Origin of the sequence: Lysinibacillus sp. OL1 (assembly GCF_004332175.1) — a bacterium.
Taxonomy (GTDB): domain Bacteria; phylum Bacillota; class Bacilli; order Bacillales_A; family Planococcaceae; genus Lysinibacillus; species Lysinibacillus capsici.
In genome coordinates this window covers 1-16,304 of record NZ_SJDS01000026.1, presented here as the reverse complement: position 1 = coordinate 16,304, position 16,304 = coordinate 1, and the positions used below count along the sequence as shown (strand labels likewise).

The following is a 16,304-nucleotide window of genomic DNA, read 5'->3' as shown; positions in this document are numbered from 1 at the left end:
AACACGGAAGTTAAGCTCTTTAGCGCCGATGGTAGTTGGGGGCTTCCCCCTGTGAGAGTAGGACGTCGCTAGGCAAAAAAGTAACCACTGAGAAATCAGTGGTTTTTTTGTGTGTTTTGAAATTTGGAAAATGTTAAAGTTTAATAGAGTGATCAAAATATTCAAAGGGGTGTAATAGAATGGCAACAGGACAATATAGTAAGGTAATCAATATACAGAAAAATAAATTAGAGGGCTTTATTCATAATAAGGAACAATGGGCAGTTTTAATACCAGGTTACTTACATCACGAATTACTAAATGAAGATGATATGATCTGGGTCTTCCAAGGAGACTTTGGCTTAATTCAGAAAGCTGTTAAAGTAAAACTTAAAGTACAAAAATCAGAAGCTCATCAAATACAGTTTGATTTAGAGGGTTTATCTGATCCGATAAATGGTGATGGCTCTTTTGAAATCATACAAGATCAAAATGATTCACTACAACTCACTGGTAAGTTAACAATGAAAGCTAGTGGATTTTTAGCAGGAATGATGAATCCAGTATTAGATAATTTTGTACCTCGACTGGTTGAGCAATTAGTGGAAGCAATGGCCATTCAAGCATTACAAGATTAGTTATATGGAAATATTGGTGAACCGATTTTGACAGAGAACAGCAATAATCGGTTTTATTTTAATAAGTAAGTCTTACTGCTGCAAAAAAAGATGGTTTGGGTCTAGATGACTCTATTTTTGAGTGAGGCGTCAACGATAATGCCATCAAGCTGTGGTTAATTTTGATGAAAGGGTTTGTTTATTAAATAAAAAGTGGATTACCTAGCGGAGGGATAGCTTTTTTCTCTCCTTATAATTTCGTATAATTAAAAGAGAATCTAACGAAAATGGGTGTTTGTTTTGCAAAAGAAAAAACCAATTATAGAAGGGTTAGAACGTTTTCGACAGCAACAAAATATTTCTTTTCATGTCCCAGGTCATAAGCATGGCGAACTATCCCACCTTCCACAAGCATTTAAGGATGTAATGCGTTATGATGTAACGGAGTTATCTGGATTAGATGATCTACATTACCCTGAGGAAATGATATTAGAAGGCGAAAATTTATTGGCAGATACATATGGAGCAACAAAGAGTTTCTTTTTAGTAGGAGGGTCTACTGTTGGCAATTTAGCAATGATTTATGCTACTTGTAACAAAGGCGATACCATTATTGTTCAGCGTAATGCACATAAATCAATTTTCCATGCTATTGAACTTGTTGGGGCTAAGCCAATTTTTGTGTCTCCGCTATGGGATGAACGGACAATGTCGGCGACACATGTAACTTATAGAGATTTAAAAGAAGCCGTAGAAAATTATTCAGAGGCGAAAGCAGTCGTTTTAACATATCCTACTTATTATGGGATGACTTCGAATGACATACAGCAACAAATTGCTTATTGTCATGAGAAGGGAATACCTGTATTGGTGGATGAAGCACATGGCGCTCATTTTAATGCATGTACGCTATTTCAGCCATCTGCATTGACACTTGGTGCAGACGTTGTTGTGCAATCAGCTCATAAGACTCTACCTGCTATGACGATGGCTTCATTTATGCATGTTAAGTCGGAATTGATAGAGGCCGACAAAATACATCATTACTTACGCATGTTACAATCTAGTAGTCCATCTTACTTATTATTAGCATCATTAGATGATGCTCGCTATTATGTACAGACATATATGGAGAGTGATGGGGCATATATAATAGAAAAAAAGAATCAATGGGTAGATGCATTACGAGCAATTGGAACATTAGAAGTAATTGAAGTAGATGATCCACTTAAAGTATTGTTACGTGTTAATGGTTATAGTGGCTTTCAATTACAGGAGGCATTAGAGGCAAAGCATGTGTATGGAGAACTTGCAGATGCCAATCAGGTTTTATTTGTGTTACCTTTGCTGAAGCAAGGACATACCTACCCATTTGCTGAAATCAGGGTTCGTATAAAAGAGGCTATAACAACGTTACTAAACACAGCTAAATCAGATAGCATAACGGCCTCTCAAACAGCCTATCATTTTGTACCGATTACTGAGCCTGTATATACTTTTAATGAGGTTGCATCATTAAAGAAAGAATGGTTACCATATATGCGTACAATGGGGCGAATTTCAGCGAATATGATCATTCCTTATCCACCTGGTATACCATTATTAGTACCAGGAGAAAGAATAACAGTAGCTAAGTTAAGTCAATTGGAAGAGCTACTAGCAGCAGGTGCAACATTCCAGGGGAATCATCGTTTAGCAGAAAAAATGATTCAGGTTATTAAATAGTTGGAGGCAATAACAGCATGAATAGCAATTTATTTATTACATTTGAAGGACCAGAGGGAGCAGGGAAAACAACGGTCATTCAAATGATAGCAGAGCGATTAACAAAAAATAATATTGAAGTTCTAGCAACAAGAGAACCAGGTGGAATTGAGATTGCGGAAAAAATAAGAACGATTATTTTAAATCCTGCACATACTGCTATGGATGAACGAACAGAAGCATTGTTATATGCTGCAGCAAGAAGTCAGCATTATTTTGAAAAAGTACGTCCTGCATTAGATGCAGGGAAGTTAGTGATATGTGACCGTTTTATCGATTCCTCTTTAGCCTATCAAGGATATGCAAGAGGTATAGGTGTCAATGAGGTGCTTTCTATTAATGAATTTGCTATTGGAAAGAAATTACCTGACGTGACCATCCTATTTGATCTTGCTCCAGAGGTTGGCTTAGCGCGTATTCATGCAACTGGCAATCGGGAAGTAAACCGCTTAGATGTTGAAAGCTTGGCGTTTCATCAGAAGGTACGTGAAGGATATTTACAATTAGTAGAGCAGTATCCAGAGCGAATACGTGTAGTCAACGCGGATCAAGATATTGAAAATGTTGTGGAAGATGTATGGTCATTATTATTGGAAGCAATGCAGTAAATGCATGAAGTTGTCTACAACAATGTGATATAATGATACTATCCATTAATTTATCTTCACTAAGAGGGCATCATTGGTAAAAGTACCTCTTAGGTCTGACACGCCTTCGTGTAGATACATTATGTGTTTAGGGAACCTTGTAGATGTCTCTTTTAAAACTTTCTTATAGAGTTTTTGTGTCAACATGATGATGTTCCTCTAGTTTAACAGAAGTTTAAACTTCCGATGAACTAAGATAAATATTTATAAGCTAAGGCTTAAGAATAGAATTGAAATCTATCTAGGTGAATTTTATAAAAGGGGTGAGTGCGAATGAAGTTAGTCGTAGCTGTAGTGCAAGATCAGGATAGCAGCCGCTTATCAAATGCTTTAACGAAAAATCAGTTTCGCGCAACTAAATTAGCGAGCACAGGAGGATTTTTACGTTCAGGAAATACGACATTTCTTATAGGAACTGAAGACTCTCTCATACCCAAACTTTTAGATATTATTCGGGATAATTGTCGGGCAAGAGAGCAAATGGTTGCACCCGTTTCTCCGTTAGGAGGAAATGCTGATTCCTATATACCTTACCCTGTGGAGGTAGAGGTGGGAGGAGCTACCGTATTTGTTTTACCGATTGAACAATTCCATCATTTTTAAAAAGTAGCCTCCGAAGCTAAAGCATTGATTATTTGTTACTATTAAACATTTTATTTAAAAGCGATTATGCCTAGGAGAATAGATGAAAATTGTGGGGGCGAAACCAGCTTGAAGATTAATCAAGATATACGTGTCGGGGTAAATACAAATCGCAAAGAGCCACTACAAAATAATAATCAAAATAACCGATTTGGAGATATGGTCGTCAAGCAAGGTAATAAGCTGCAAACAGAACAACTCACACGTTTGTTAGGGGATATATCTACTGCAGGGGACCGAGTAGCTAGATCACGTAATTTACGAGAACTTGCTAGGTTTAAAATGCTTGTTAAACGATTTCTACAAGAGACAGTAGAACATGGTATGGAGTTAAAACAATCACATACTTGGAATCGTTTTGGTGAAGGAAGACGTCTGAAAATCATTGAAACCATTGATACACGTCTTGTCGAGCTTGCACAGGATCTCTTAGACGAAGAAAAAGAAGCAATAGATCTTCTTGATAAAATCGGTGAAATTAAAGGCTTACTAATTAATTTATATATGTAAAACCCGTGTCTCGTTCTCATTTAGGCGCGGGCTTTTTTCAAATGTTGATGTGGCTACTCGCCATTAAAGTAAACAACTGTAATGTTTCTTTACAAGAAGTGCAAAAATAGTATCACCTTTTGTTATAGAGACAGGAAGGAATTTAAATGTATGGCCAAGAATGTTGAAGAGCTACTCACACTGCAACCAGTCGTAATGAAGCAGCTTCAAACAATATTTGACAAGAATAGATTAGCACATGCATATATTTTTGATGGCGAAAAAGGGACAGGCAAGGCAGATATTATGCACTTTTTTGTCAAATTAATGTTATGCGAGCAACCAAGTGGAAATGTTCCATGTGAAACATGTCGAAATTGCAAACGTGTAGATTCGGGAAATCATCCAAATATTCATCAAATTTATCCAGATGGTCAATTCATAAAAATTGATCAGATGCGAGAACTTATCGGAGAAATGAAAATGGTGGGTGTAGAAGAAGGACGTAAGATTTATGTGCTTCATCATGCAGACCGTCTTAATATAGCCTCTGCAAATATGATACTTAAATTTTTAGAGGAGCCAGAAGGAGAAGTAACTGCCATATTACTAACTGAGCAAATGCAGTCAATTCTTCCAACTATCCGTTCTCGTTGTCAACATATCAAATTTCAAAAAATGCCACGTCATGTTTTGTTGAAGCATTTACAGGAAAATAATATTTCTCATTCAATGGCCTCAACAGTAAGCATGATGACAAATGAGCTCGAAACAGCGATATTTTTAGCAAATGATGAGCAGTTTGCACTCGCTCGAAAAACAGTGTTAAAATTAGTAGAGGCCATTCGGCAAAATGTACACGAAGCATTGCTTATTGTGCATGAAGAGTGGTTGCCTCACTTTAAAGAAAAAAGCGAGATGGAGCAAGCATTGGATTTACTACTATTTGCTTACCGTGATATAGTGTCAATAAAAGCTAATCCCGAGGCAGCTTGTACTTATCCAGACATGTTACCATTATTTAAAGAAGTTGCGTTATATTCCACTTATGAAAGATTATCAAATCAGATGGAATCTATTTTACAAGCACGCGCCTCTTTACAGCGTAACATGAATAGGACGTTATTGATGGAGCAGTTAATGCTAAATCTGCAGGAGGGATATACATTTGTATAATGTAGTAGGAGTCCGCTTTAAAAAGGCGGGTAAAATATATTATTTTGATCCGGCATCATTTCTACTAGAGGATAGTCAATATGTTATTGTAGAGACAGCCCGCGGTGTAGAGTATGGAAAAGTAGTTGTTCCTCAAAAAGTTGTGGGTGATAATGATGTTGTATTACCACTAAAACAAGTACTCAGACCAGCAGATGATCGTGATCGTATACAAGTAGAGGAAAATGCAGCGGAATCAAAGCGTGCATTTGAGCTCGCTAGTACTAAAATTATAGAGCATAATTTAGAAATGAAACTTGTAGATGTTGAATATACATTTGATCGTAATAAAATTATTTTTTACTTTACAGCTGAAGGACGAGTTGATTTTAGGGATCTAGTAAAAGATTTAGCCTCGGTTTTTAGAACACGTATTGAACTTCGTCAAATTGGTGTGCGTGATGAAGCCAAGCTTTTAGGTGGTATCGGTCCATGTGGTAGAATGCTTTGTTGTTCTACATTTTTGGGTGATTTTGAGCCCGTTTCGATTAAAATGGCTAAAGATCAAAACCTATCATTAAATCCTTCAAAAATATCTGGCCTTTGTGGACGTTTGATGTGTTGCTTAAAGTATGAAAATGATGAATATGAAGAAGCAAAAGAGGGCATGCCAGATGTTGGTGAGATAACAATGACACCAGATGGCCGAGGGAAAGTAGTAGGGCTAAATGTGCTGGAAAGACTTATACAAGTATATTTACATGAGCAGGAACGCACAGTTGAGTATACACTAGAAGAACTGCTAGCATGCGAAAAAAATCTTATTTAAGATAGAGAATTTAACGAGGTGGCTTGGGTGAAGGACCGTAATTTCTTAGATACCGTTATGGAGTTCGAACAACAGCTCGAAGCAATGCAGGAGCAATTTGGTGCATTGAAACAATTTGTAGCGTTAATGATGGAAGAGCATAAGGCGCTTGAAACAGAAAATCATCACCTACGTACACGTCTAGAAGAACTACTTTCTAATACAAACTCCGTACAAGCTGCTGAAGTAAAGAAAGAGAGTCCGCTAGATATTGGTGAGGGATATGATAACTTAGCTCGCCTCTACCAAGAGGGCTTCCATGTTTGCCATGTTCATTTTGGAAGTTCACGTAAGGGTGAGGATTGTCTGTTTTGTCTATCATTTTTAAATAAACAAAATGTGTAATAAAAGGCTGATTCCCGCTACGGTGGTGTCAGTCTTTTGTTTTGTAGCGTAGGAGGAGTAAGCATGGAAAAATGGCTAAAAGGTGACGAGCGGTTAGATTATTTGTTGGCTGAGAATTTACGTATTATTCAAAGTCCCTCTGTCTTTTCGTTCTCATTAGATGCAGTATTGCTTTCGAAGTTTGTCAGTATTCCTTATCATAAGGGAAAAATTGTTGATTTATGCTCAGGAAATGGTGTGATCCCACTTTTTTTAAGTGCACGTACAAAGGGACAGATAACAGGAGTAGAAATTCAGCCACGTTTGTTTGAGATGGCAGAGAGAAGTATCCGTTACAATCAGCTAGAACAGCAAATTCAAATGATTCTTGGAGATGTTAAAGAAATACCGAAACAACTTGGCATTGAAAAGTATGATGTGGTTACCTGTAATCCACCCTATTTTTTAGCACATGAAGCAAGTGATAAAAATCTTAGTGAGCATCATGCCATTGCACGCCATGAATTGTATTTAACATTGGAAGAAGCGATTCAATCAGCAAGTAAATTATTAAAGCAAGGGGGCAAGGCCGCATTTGTCCACCGACCAGGGCGATTATTAGATATTGTGACAGCTATGCGAGCAAATCGCATAGAGCCTAAACGGATGCAGCTCATTTATCCGAAGGAAGGAAAAGAGGCGAATACATTATTAATAGAAGGAATAAAAGATGGCAAGCCTGATTTAAAAATTCTGCCACCGTTGTATGTTTATGATGCCAATAATGAATACACGACAGAAGTGAGAGAAATTCTTTATGGAAAAGAGCAATAATCACTACTTTTATGTGTTAGAGTGTGCTGATCAAACTCTTTATGCAGGGTATACAAATAATATAGAAAAACGTGTTGCTGTACATAACGCTGGTAAAGGAGCAAAATATACAAGAGCTAGAGGTCCAGTGAAATGTATTTACAAAGAAATATTCGAGACAAAGCAAGAAGCAATGCGTGCTGAATATGCCTTTAAGCAATTAACAAGAACACAGAAAATTAATTATATAAGGAGGGGTGAATCGTGAAATCACAAAAAAGTACAATACACGATCAGACAGGTTGTTTATATCTGGTAGGAACACCTATTGGTAATTTAGAGGATATGAGTGTGCGTGCACTTCGCATTTTAAAAGAAGCAGATATAATCGCTGCAGAAGATACTAGAAACACCAAAAAGCTGTGTAACTACTTTGAGATTGACACACCACTAATCAGCTACCATGAGCATAATATAGCCGTAGGTGGAGAAAAATTATTAACATTACTACAAGAAGGAAAAACAATTGCATTAGTAAGTGATGCAGGTTTACCTTGTATTTCTGATCCAGGTGCAGATATAGTGGAAAAAGCAATTGCCCAAAACTTTTCTGTTGTACCAGTACCAGGGCCTAATGCAGCAATTTCAGCATTAATTGCATCTGGGTTATCGCCACAACCATTTTTCTTTTATGGATTTTTGAATCGCGGAAAAAAGGAACGTCGCCAGCAATTAGAACAATTAAAAAAACGCCAAGAAACGATTTTACTATATGAGGCACCACATCGCTTAAAGGATACATTAAAAGATATGGAAGCTATACTCGGAGAACGTCGTATTGTTTTAGCTCGAGAGCTGACAAAGAAGTTTGAAGAGTTTTTACGAGGTACTTTGTCTGAAGCTGTAGAATGGTCACAAACTGAAGAAATACGAGGAGAGTTTTGTATTGTTCTTGAAGGTAATAGCTGTGTAGAAGAGGAAGATCGTGAAGAAGCCTATTGGCAAAACATGTCCATTGTTGAACATGTGGATTTCATTATCAATCAATCGAATGTATCTTCAAAAGAGGCCATTAAAGAAGTAGCTAAGTTAAGGCAAGTGGCAAAGCGAGATGTTTATAATGAATATCATAGTGAATAATAGTAAAGAGTTACCTTATTAGGGTAGCTCTTTATTTTTATTTGTTAATGACACCGAAACTTAAAAGTTGAAAAGTAATAATTTTGAGACACAATTTTAAATTGATAATAATTGTAAATAATAGTAATCTTAAAATAGAAAGGTCTGACATGGACATTATAAGGGCTTAAGAATTTGGTTATATTAATAAACAGAAACACCTAAATCACTGTTTTGATTTAGGTGAGTAACTAATTATTTTTTTAAGTTAGATTGAATTTCTTTAACTAACATTTCAGCGCCTTCTGGACTTAAAATTAATTTGCCTCCAACTAGACGGAAGTTATCATCTGAAACTTCACCAGTAACAGCACATGTCATATTAGGCATATATTTTTTTAAGATGATTTTATCATCATCCACATAGATTTCTAAAGCGTCCTTTTCAGCAATACCTAGCGTACGGCGTAACTCGATAGGAATTACTACACGACCTAACTCATCGACTTTACGAACAATCCCTGTTGATTTCATAATAGATTTCCTCCTAATTTATAAAAGTTATATTGGTATTTCGTCAAATTTCGACATTATTTCGTTGTCTGATAGTTATCATACCAAGTAATGCCATAAACGTCAATTAATTAATGCACTATTATTATGGTTTTTAAAAAAAATTTTTGAGAAGAATGCAGGTATTTTAATTTTTTTAAAAGGTTTTTAATAAATATTTTTGTTAATAGTAAAAAAGGTTCTTATTTAAGTCATTTAATGGATTAAATATATTATTCGACAATTTTCGCGTTTAATAAACTTTCATTGAAACGAATTTCGTACTTCGTTAGAATAGAAAGTATATTGTAAAACAATGGAGGCAGTTCTTGTGAGTGAACAACAAAAAACATTCTATATAACAACACCCATTTACTATCCAAGTGGGAAATTTCATATTGGTACGGCATATACAACAGTAGCATCTGATACTATTGCACGCTATAAACGTTTAAAAGGTTATGATGTACGCTTTTTAACAGGAATGGACGAACATGGTCAAAAAATTCAAGAAAAAGCAGCAGAAGCGGGTAAACATCCTCAAGATTATGTAAATGAAATTGCAGATGCTGCGAAAAAACTTTGGGGTTTAATGGATATTTCTTATGATGACTTTATTCAAACAACGCAGGATCGACATACGAAAGCTGTCGAAAAGATTTTCCAAAAGTTTTTAGATAATGGTGATATTTATAAAGGTGAATATGAAGGCTGGTACTGTACACCATGTGAATCATTCTTTACAGAGACTCAACTAGTTGACGGAAACTGTCCTGATTGTGGTCGTCCGGTGCATAAGGTTAAAGAAGAATCGTACTTCTTTAATATGAAGAAATATGCAGATCGTTTATTAGCTTATTATGAAGAGAACCTTGAATTCATTGAGCCAGAATCACGAAAAAATGAAATGATTAACAACTTCATTAAACCAGGGCTAGAGGATTTATCGGTATCAAGAACATCCTTCGACTGGGGAATTAAAGTACCAGGAGATCCAAAGCATGTTATTTATGTATGGGTTGATGCATTAACGAATTATATTACAGCCTTAGGTTATCTATCAGAAGATGAATCATTATTCAATAAATATTGGCCAGCAGATGTACATGTAGTTGGGAAGGATATTGTTCGTTTCCACACGATTTATTGGCCAATCTTCTTAATGGCATTAGATTTGCCATTACCGAAAAAGGTATTTGCTCATGGTTTTATTATGATGAAAGACGGTAAAATGTCTAAATCAAAAGGCAATGTAATTTATCCTGAAATGTTAATCGAGCGTTATGGTCTAGATGCGACGCGTTATTTCCTATTACGAGAATTACCATTTGGCTCTGATGGGGTATTTTCACCGGAATCATTTATTGAACGTACAAACTTTGATCTGGCTAATGATTTAGGAAACTTATTAAATCGTACAATTTCAATGATTAATAAATATTTTGATGGTATTATTCCGACAGAAAATCTTCAACCGACAGAATTTGATGCAGCTTTAAAAGAGCAAGCTGAGTCGGTACGTATTAAATATGAAGAAAGTATGGAAAAAATGCAATTTAGTGTCGTTCTTGCTGACTTATGGACGCTTGTTTCACGCACAAATAAGTATATAGATGAGACACAACCTTGGGTGTTAGCAAAAGAGGAGTCAGACAAGCCAAAATTAGGTGCAGTTATGCGAAATTTGGCAGAAAGCTTACACCAAATTGCTGTCATGTTGCAACCATTTATGACAACAACTCCAAAACGTATGATCGATCAGTTAGGATTAGATGACAAATTCTTAGCATGGGATACAATTGAAACATTCGGCAATACTATTCCAGCAAACATTAAAGTGGTAGAAAAAGGGATACCGATTTTCCCACGCTTAGAAAATGAGGTTGAGATTACTTATATTCGCGAGGAAATGCGTGGCTCTGTGAAAACACCACAGGATGAAGAAATTAAAAAGGTAGCAAAAACTGAAGAAAATCCAGAAATTCCTGAAATTACTATTGATGATTTCATGAAAGTTGATTTGCGTGTAGCTACTGTGACTGCATGTGAAACGGTTCCGAAAGCAGATAAATTATTAAAGCTTCAAGTTGATCTAGGATATGAGCAACGTCAAGTAGTTTCAGGTATTGCGAAATTCTATACACCAGATGAATTAATAGGTCAAAAAGTGATTGTCGTAGCCAATTTAAAACCAGTAAAATTACGTGGTGAAATATCACAAGGAATGATTTTAGCTGGTGAGAAAGATGGAATTTTAAAATTAGCATCAGTTGATCCTAAACTGGAAAATGGTGCAAAAGTAAAGTAATGAACTTAAGGAAGGCCTGCTGAATAGAAATTATTCAGCAGGCTTTTCAAATCTGTTAGAGAAATTGAAATTAAATTATTTCGAAATAATTTATGGTGCTTAAAAAATACGGTTTTGTGGGTTTAAAGAACTACTTTAGGTAATGTCGATTAAGTGGAATGTCACAATGTCGAATAGTTTGTAATGAAATTGTAATGATCACGAAAAATATGAAATAATAAATTTTAATAAAATCAATGTTAGGAGAATGAAGATGTTTATAGATACACACGTACATTTAAACGCAGATCAGTATGAGGAAGATCTTCAAGAAGTGATTGATAGAGCTCTTGAAGCTAAAGTGGAAAGAATGGTAGTTATTGGTTTCGACCGTAAAACCATTGAGAGAACAATGCAATTAATAGAGCAATATGATTTTGTTTACGGTGTCATTGGCTGGCATCCAGTAGACGCTATTGATTGTACTCCACAAGATTTAGAATGGATTGAGCAATTAGCTTCACATCCAAAAATAGTTGGCATTGGTGAAACGGGATTGGACTACTATTGGGATAAGTCTCCAAAAGACGTTCAACAGGAACTTTTTCGCAAGCAAATTCAATTAGCTCAAAAGATCAATTTACCAATCGTTATTCATAATAGGGATGCAACAGGTGATGTTGTACAAATTTTACGTGAAGAAAATGCTGCATCCGTAGGGGGGGTTATGCACTGCTTTAGTGGGAGTGTAGAAACAGCGCGTGAATGTATAGCTATGAATTTTATGATTAGTCTTGGGGGACCAGTGACATTTAAAAATGCACGTCTACCAAAGGAAGTAGCGACAGAAATTGCTCTTGAGCACTTGATGATTGAAACAGACGCTCCTTATTTAGCTCCACATCCACATCGAGGTAAACGCAATGAACCCGCTTTCGTGCCTTTAGTTGCTGAGGAAATCGCACGTTTGAAAGGGTTGACAATTGAGGAAATTGCACAAGCAACTACAGCCAATGCGAAAAATTTTTTTGGGATTGACAATTAACTAGCTTAGATGCCTCCAATACAGGGTTTGTGGTTGGCAAAAAACAAGAAGTCAATTTTCAGAGAAATACTTTCGGGTTGACAGTGCCAAAACTAGTCCGTATAATCCAACCTTGTATTAAGGAGGCGTTTTTTCATGTCAAATAATTCCATGAAAAACTTGTTCTTAGGATCATTGAGGAGTAAGCAAACAGTGATAAGAATTATTTCACTTGTCCTGTTTGTGTCTGTAATCTCTTTCGTGCTTTATCAAGGTACGAAAAAATCCGTTAAGCTTGAAGCAAATGGAGAAACAATCGAAGTATCAACACATGCCAAAACTGTAGAACAATTATTACAAAATCAAAATATAGATATAGCAGAGCATGACAAAATTTCACCCTCTCTGAACACCAAAATTGTTAATGGATTAGCAATTACATGGGAACAGGCAAAAGAAGTAACTATTTCAGTTGATGGAAATCAGTCAAAAGTTTGGACAACTGAAACACTTGTGAAGAACATTTTGAAGGAAGCAAATATTAAAGTATCTGAACATGACTCTTTAGCGCAAGGTCTAGATACTGAAGTAGGAGCAGAAAACAAAATCGATATTCAAAAAGCGTTTCAAGTAGCGCTTGTCGATGGCGTAAATAAAAGACAAGTATGGTCCACTTCGACTACGGTCGCTAACTTTTTAAAACAACAAGGAATTCAGCTAAATGAATTCGATCGTGTCGAAAATAACCTGGAGAACGTTATTACTCCGGAGAGTAAAATCACAGTAGTTCGCGTAGAAAAGGTTATCGATGTAGTGGAAGACTCTTTAGATTTCGCAGTTGAAAAGAAGCAGGATGCTTCATTGCAAAAGGGGAAACAAAAAGTAGTAGCAACGGGCGAGAAGGGTTCGGTTTCTCGTACGTATGAAGTTGTCAAAGAAAACGGTAAGGTTGTGGCAAAAAACCTGCAATCTGAGAAAGTATTAAAAGAGCCGAAAAAACAAGTGGTTGCAGTAGGCACAAAAACAATCGTTGCAAGTGCAGCAACTGTGTCACGTGGTTCTGCAGAGCCTGCTAACGGTAAAGAATTTTATGTAACGGCAACAGCATATACACCATATTGCAACGGTTGCACTGGTACATCAGCAACTGGTATAAACCTACGTTCAAATTCTGGCTTGAAGGTGATCGCAGTTGACCCTTCTGTTATTAAGTTAGGATCAAAGGTTTGGGTAGAAGGCTATGGAACTGCTATAGCTGGGGATACTGGTGGGTCAATTAAGGGTAATAAGATTGACATACTTGTACAAACAGATGCCCAAGCACGTAACTGGGGACGTAAGAAAGTGCGCGTTAAAGTATTAAATTAAAAAAATTGTAAAATTAATCAAAATGTTTTTTCACAAATGGAGCTTTCCTGTTTTGACTGGCGGGAAGGCTTCTTTATTATTTTTTAGCAAATGATGCGGTAAGGTATGTAGAGAGTAAGTTAGATAAGATAAGCTCATCTGGACCTAGTATTCCTGTACAAATTGTATAGAGCAGTTGTAAAATGGTCAGAAGATAAGGTAGATAGAAAAGAGGAGCCTTTTTGCAAATTAAAGAAATTATTGTTGTTGAAGGAAAAGATGATACGACAGCTATTAAACGTGCTGTACAAGCAGATACTATAGAAACAAATGGATCTGCAATTACTGAAGAAACGTTAAAGCGAATTCAGCACGCCCAAGAAAAACGTGGAGTTATTGTATTTACTGATCCAGACTATCCAGGACGTCGTATACGGGCCATTATCGAGGAGCGTGTAAAAGGGGTGAAGCATGCCTTTTTACCAAAAGCGAAAACGATTGCTAAAAACGGTAAAGGGTTAGGGATTGAGCATGCTGCTGATGATGATATACGTGAGGCACTACAACATGTCTATACCCTTTCACATGAGGGGCTAAACGAAGAGGTAATTACATTGGAAGATTTAATGACTGCTTGTTTAATTGGACATCCACAATCAAAGCAGCGTCGTGATAGACTAGGGGAAATCTTAAATATAGGTGCTACAAATGGTAAACAACTTCATAAAAGATTGAAAATGTTTCAGATTACAGAGGAGCAATTTGGTGCGGCTATCGCACAGTTAGATCAGGAGGAAAATGATGCATAAGGATATTGCTACACCAATTCGAACACAAGAAATTTTAAAAAAATATGGGTTTTCATTTAAAAAAAGTTTAGGTCAAAACTTCTTAATTGACCCGAACATTTTAAGAAATATAGTGAGTCACGCTAATTTAACTGAGAATAGTGGCGCAATCGAAGTTGGTCCTGGAATTGGGGCATTAACGGAGCATTTGGCGAGAAGCGCTAAAAAGGTAGTTTCCTTTGAAATTGACCAACGTTTATTACCTGTACTAGAAGATACGCTTAGTCCATATAATAATGTATCTATCATTCACTCTGACATTCTTAAGGCAGATGTGGAGAAAGTAATTGCAGATGAGATGCCAGGTATTGATGATATTATGGTTGTAGCAAATTTACCGTATTATGTAACGACTCCAATTTTACTGAAATTACTCAATGACCGATTACCGATCCGTGGTTTTGTAGTGATGATGCAGAAAGAGGTAGCAGACCGTATAACGGCTAAGCCAGGTACGAAAGAATATGGTTCTTTATCAATTGCAATACAATATTACGTGAAAGCAGATATTGCAATGACAGTTCCAAAAACAGTTTTCATGCCGCAACCTAACGTCGACTCTGCTGTAATTCGCCTTATCAAGCATGAGGAACCACCAGTAAAAGTAATAGATGAGGATTTTTTATTTGTTGTAACGCGTGCCTCATTCGTACAGCGAAGAAAAACAATCTATAATAACCTGCAATCTGGTTTACCAAATGGAAAGGCACAAAAGGATCAAATTTTACAGGCATTAGAGTTAGCAAATATTGAGCCAACTCGCCGAGGAGAAACACTTTCAATTCAAGAGTTTGGGAAATTAGCGGATGCACTGCATCCTGTTTTTGCAAAGTAAAAATTTTTGTTAACAATTTTTCGGATATGTAAAAAAATATATATTTTTTTATAAAAAATAAGTTGACAAGTTTTATAAGAGGCTGATAAAATATTATATTTTGTTGACATTTTTGGGCCTTTAGCTTATACTTGTTATTAGTGAGGTGTAAGCGAAAATGCCAAAAACTTTAGCGGACATTAAAAAGTCGTTGGATTGTCATTTGGGTAAACGTTTGCAATTAAAAGCAAACGGTGGTCGCAAGAAAACGGTTGAGTGTGCAGGGATACTACGTGAGACATATCGCGCCATCTTTGTAGTAGAGCTCGATCAAGAAGACAATACGTGCAAGCGCGTATCGTATAGCTACACAGATATTTTAACTGAAGCAGTAGAGATTACATTTTTAGACGAAGCAAAGGCTGCTGTCGCAAAATAGTTTCTAGTACTTATTTCTATATTTTAGAAACACTCATGTATATTAAAAATACATGAGTGTTTTGCGTTTTCACGGGCATACTAAATTCGTCAGTTGTTAAAGGAGGAGTTTATATGCCTAGAAAAGGTATCATGTCACCTCGTTTAAAAGAAGAGATCGCAAAAGAACTTGGATTTTATGATGTTGTGCAAAAGGAAGGCTGGGGCGGCATAAAAGCTCGTGATGCTGGTAATATGGTCAAACGTGCCATAGAAATGGCTGAACGGGCAAGTAGTGAGCAAGAGCGTAAGTAGGCTGTTTTTTCTAAAATAGTCATCTTATAAAGTTTCATTCAGCAGGGATGAAAATCCTTACTGACACAACAAATACAACTGACGAGAGAGAGCCGTTACTCCGAATAGGGTAAACGGTTCTTTTTTTCCATTTTCGTATTCTCAGTATGGTAAAATAAAATGAATAATCTTGCGCGAAAAAAAGAACTGTTTATACGTGTAGCTATAAGGAGCATTCCTGTTAGAAGGATTTTCAGGGGCTTGAAATCAGAAAAGCCCTCTTGTATGATGCATGAGTGTCAAC

At 36.4% G+C, this 16,304-nt stretch carries 19 protein-coding genes and 1 rRNA gene; 19 read left to right on the top strand and 1 reads right to left on the bottom strand.

What is annotated here, in order from left to right; translation table 11 throughout:
* The 12 genes from rrf to rsmI form a co-directional block, all read left to right on the top strand.
* Positions 1 to 74 (top strand): 5S ribosomal RNA (rrf, locus tag EW028_RS26430); the annotation flags it as partial.
* Positions 75 to 179: 105 nt separating this feature from the next.
* Entirely contained in the window at positions 180 to 617 is a 438-nt protein-coding gene (locus EW028_RS23970) for an SRPBCC family protein (protein WP_131522712.1), read from the top strand.
* A 279-nt stretch (positions 618 to 896) separates the two neighbouring features.
* Entirely contained in the window at positions 897 to 2,321 is a 1,425-nt protein-coding gene (locus tag EW028_RS23965; RefSeq protein WP_284705957.1) for an aminotransferase class I/II-fold pyridoxal phosphate-dependent enzyme, read from the top strand.
* A gap of 17 nt (positions 2,322 to 2,338) precedes the next feature.
* A complete protein-coding gene (tmk, locus tag EW028_RS23960) occupies positions 2,339 to 2,968 on the top strand; it encodes a dTMP kinase (protein WP_131522710.1) in 630 nt (209 codons plus the stop codon).
* A 312-nt stretch (positions 2,969 to 3,280) separates the two neighbouring features.
* A complete protein-coding gene (locus EW028_RS23955; RefSeq protein WP_004229230.1) occupies positions 3,281 to 3,610 on the top strand; it encodes a cyclic-di-AMP receptor in 330 nt (109 codons plus the stop codon).
* 108 nt (positions 3,611 to 3,718) lie between these two features.
* Positions 3,719 to 4,159 carry a YaaR family protein gene (locus EW028_RS23950; RefSeq protein WP_131522709.1) on the top strand — a complete coding sequence of 147 codons (441 nt, stop codon included), beginning with the start codon at positions 3,719 to 3,721 and terminating at the stop codon, positions 4,157 to 4,159.
* A 150-nt stretch (positions 4,160 to 4,309) separates the two neighbouring features.
* The gene (gene holB / locus EW028_RS23945) at positions 4,310 to 5,314 is read left to right on the top strand and encodes a DNA polymerase III subunit delta' (protein WP_131522708.1); all 1,005 of its coding nucleotides are present in this window, start codon (positions 4,310 to 4,312) and stop codon (positions 5,312 to 5,314) included.
* A complete protein-coding gene (locus EW028_RS23940; protein WP_048395431.1) occupies positions 5,307 to 6,122 on the top strand; it encodes a PSP1 domain-containing protein in 816 nt (271 codons plus the stop codon). Before holB ends, EW028_RS23940 begins: the two co-directional genes overlap by 8 nt.
* Positions 6,123 to 6,149: 27 nt before the next feature.
* Entirely contained in the window at positions 6,150 to 6,506 is a 357-nt protein-coding gene (yabA, locus tag EW028_RS23935) for a DNA replication initiation control protein YabA (RefSeq protein ID WP_004229222.1), read from the top strand.
* A gap of 63 nt (positions 6,507 to 6,569) precedes the next feature.
* Positions 6,570 to 7,319, top strand: coding sequence for a tRNA1(Val) (adenine(37)-N6)-methyltransferase (locus EW028_RS23930; protein WP_131522707.1), 750 nt, complete (start codon positions 6,570 to 6,572; stop codon positions 7,317 to 7,319).
* Positions 7,303 to 7,566: a GIY-YIG nuclease family protein gene (locus EW028_RS23925; RefSeq protein WP_004229219.1), complete on the top strand. Its 264-nt coding sequence runs from the start codon at positions 7,303 to 7,305 to the stop codon at positions 7,564 to 7,566. The genes EW028_RS23930 and EW028_RS23925 overlap by 17 nt, the downstream gene beginning before the upstream one ends.
* Positions 7,563 to 8,438 (top strand): 16S rRNA (cytidine(1402)-2'-O)-methyltransferase, encoded by an 876-nt coding sequence (gene rsmI, locus EW028_RS23920; protein ID WP_131522706.1) that lies wholly within the window; start codon positions 7,563 to 7,565, stop codon positions 8,436 to 8,438. Before EW028_RS23925 ends, rsmI begins: the two co-directional genes overlap by 4 nt.
* A 234-nt stretch (positions 8,439 to 8,672) precedes the next feature.
* Here rsmI and EW028_RS23915 read toward each other — a convergent pair whose 3' ends face one another.
* Positions 8,673 to 8,951: a transition state genes transcriptional regulator AbrB gene (locus EW028_RS23915; RefSeq protein ID WP_004229214.1), complete on the bottom strand. Its 279-nt coding sequence runs from the start codon at positions 8,949 to 8,951 to the stop codon at positions 8,673 to 8,675.
* A gap of 334 nt (positions 8,952 to 9,285) precedes the next feature.
* On the opposite strand from EW028_RS23915, the gene metG reads away from it, so the two are divergent.
* The 7 genes from metG (at position 9,286) to EW028_RS23880 (ending at position 16,021) form a co-directional block, all read left to right on the top strand.
* Positions 9,286 to 11,277: a methionine--tRNA ligase gene (metG, locus tag EW028_RS23910; protein WP_284705956.1), complete on the top strand. Its 1,992-nt coding sequence runs from the start codon at positions 9,286 to 9,288 to the stop codon at positions 11,275 to 11,277.
* A 253-nt stretch (positions 11,278 to 11,530) separates the two neighbouring features.
* Positions 11,531 to 12,301: a TatD family hydrolase gene (locus EW028_RS23905; RefSeq protein WP_131522704.1), complete on the top strand. Its 771-nt coding sequence runs from the start codon at positions 11,531 to 11,533 to the stop codon at positions 12,299 to 12,301.
* Between the two features lie 135 nt (positions 12,302 to 12,436).
* Positions 12,437 to 13,648 carry a resuscitation-promoting factor gene (locus tag EW028_RS23900; RefSeq protein WP_131522703.1) on the top strand — a complete coding sequence of 404 codons (1,212 nt, stop codon included), beginning with the start codon at positions 12,437 to 12,439 and terminating at the stop codon, positions 13,646 to 13,648.
* Positions 13,649 to 13,869: 221 nt separating this feature from the next.
* Positions 13,870 to 14,436: a ribonuclease M5 gene (rnmV, locus tag EW028_RS23895; protein ID WP_131522702.1), complete on the top strand. Its 567-nt coding sequence runs from the start codon at positions 13,870 to 13,872 to the stop codon at positions 14,434 to 14,436.
* Positions 14,429 to 15,310 carry a 16S rRNA (adenine(1518)-N(6)/adenine(1519)-N(6))-dimethyltransferase RsmA gene (rsmA, locus tag EW028_RS23890; protein WP_048395444.1) on the top strand — a complete coding sequence of 294 codons (882 nt, stop codon included), beginning with the start codon at positions 14,429 to 14,431 and terminating at the stop codon, positions 15,308 to 15,310. Before rnmV ends, rsmA begins: the two co-directional genes overlap by 8 nt.
* Before the next feature lie 157 nt (positions 15,311 to 15,467).
* Entirely contained in the window at positions 15,468 to 15,728 is a 261-nt protein-coding gene (gene veg / locus EW028_RS23885; protein WP_004229199.1) for a biofilm formation stimulator Veg, read from the top strand.
* A gap of 113 nt (positions 15,729 to 15,841) precedes the next feature.
* Positions 15,842 to 16,021, top strand: coding sequence for a small, acid-soluble spore protein, alpha/beta type (locus EW028_RS23880; protein ID WP_004229193.1), 180 nt, complete (start codon positions 15,842 to 15,844; stop codon positions 16,019 to 16,021).
* The last annotated feature ends 283 nt before the right edge of the window (positions 16,022 to 16,304 follow it).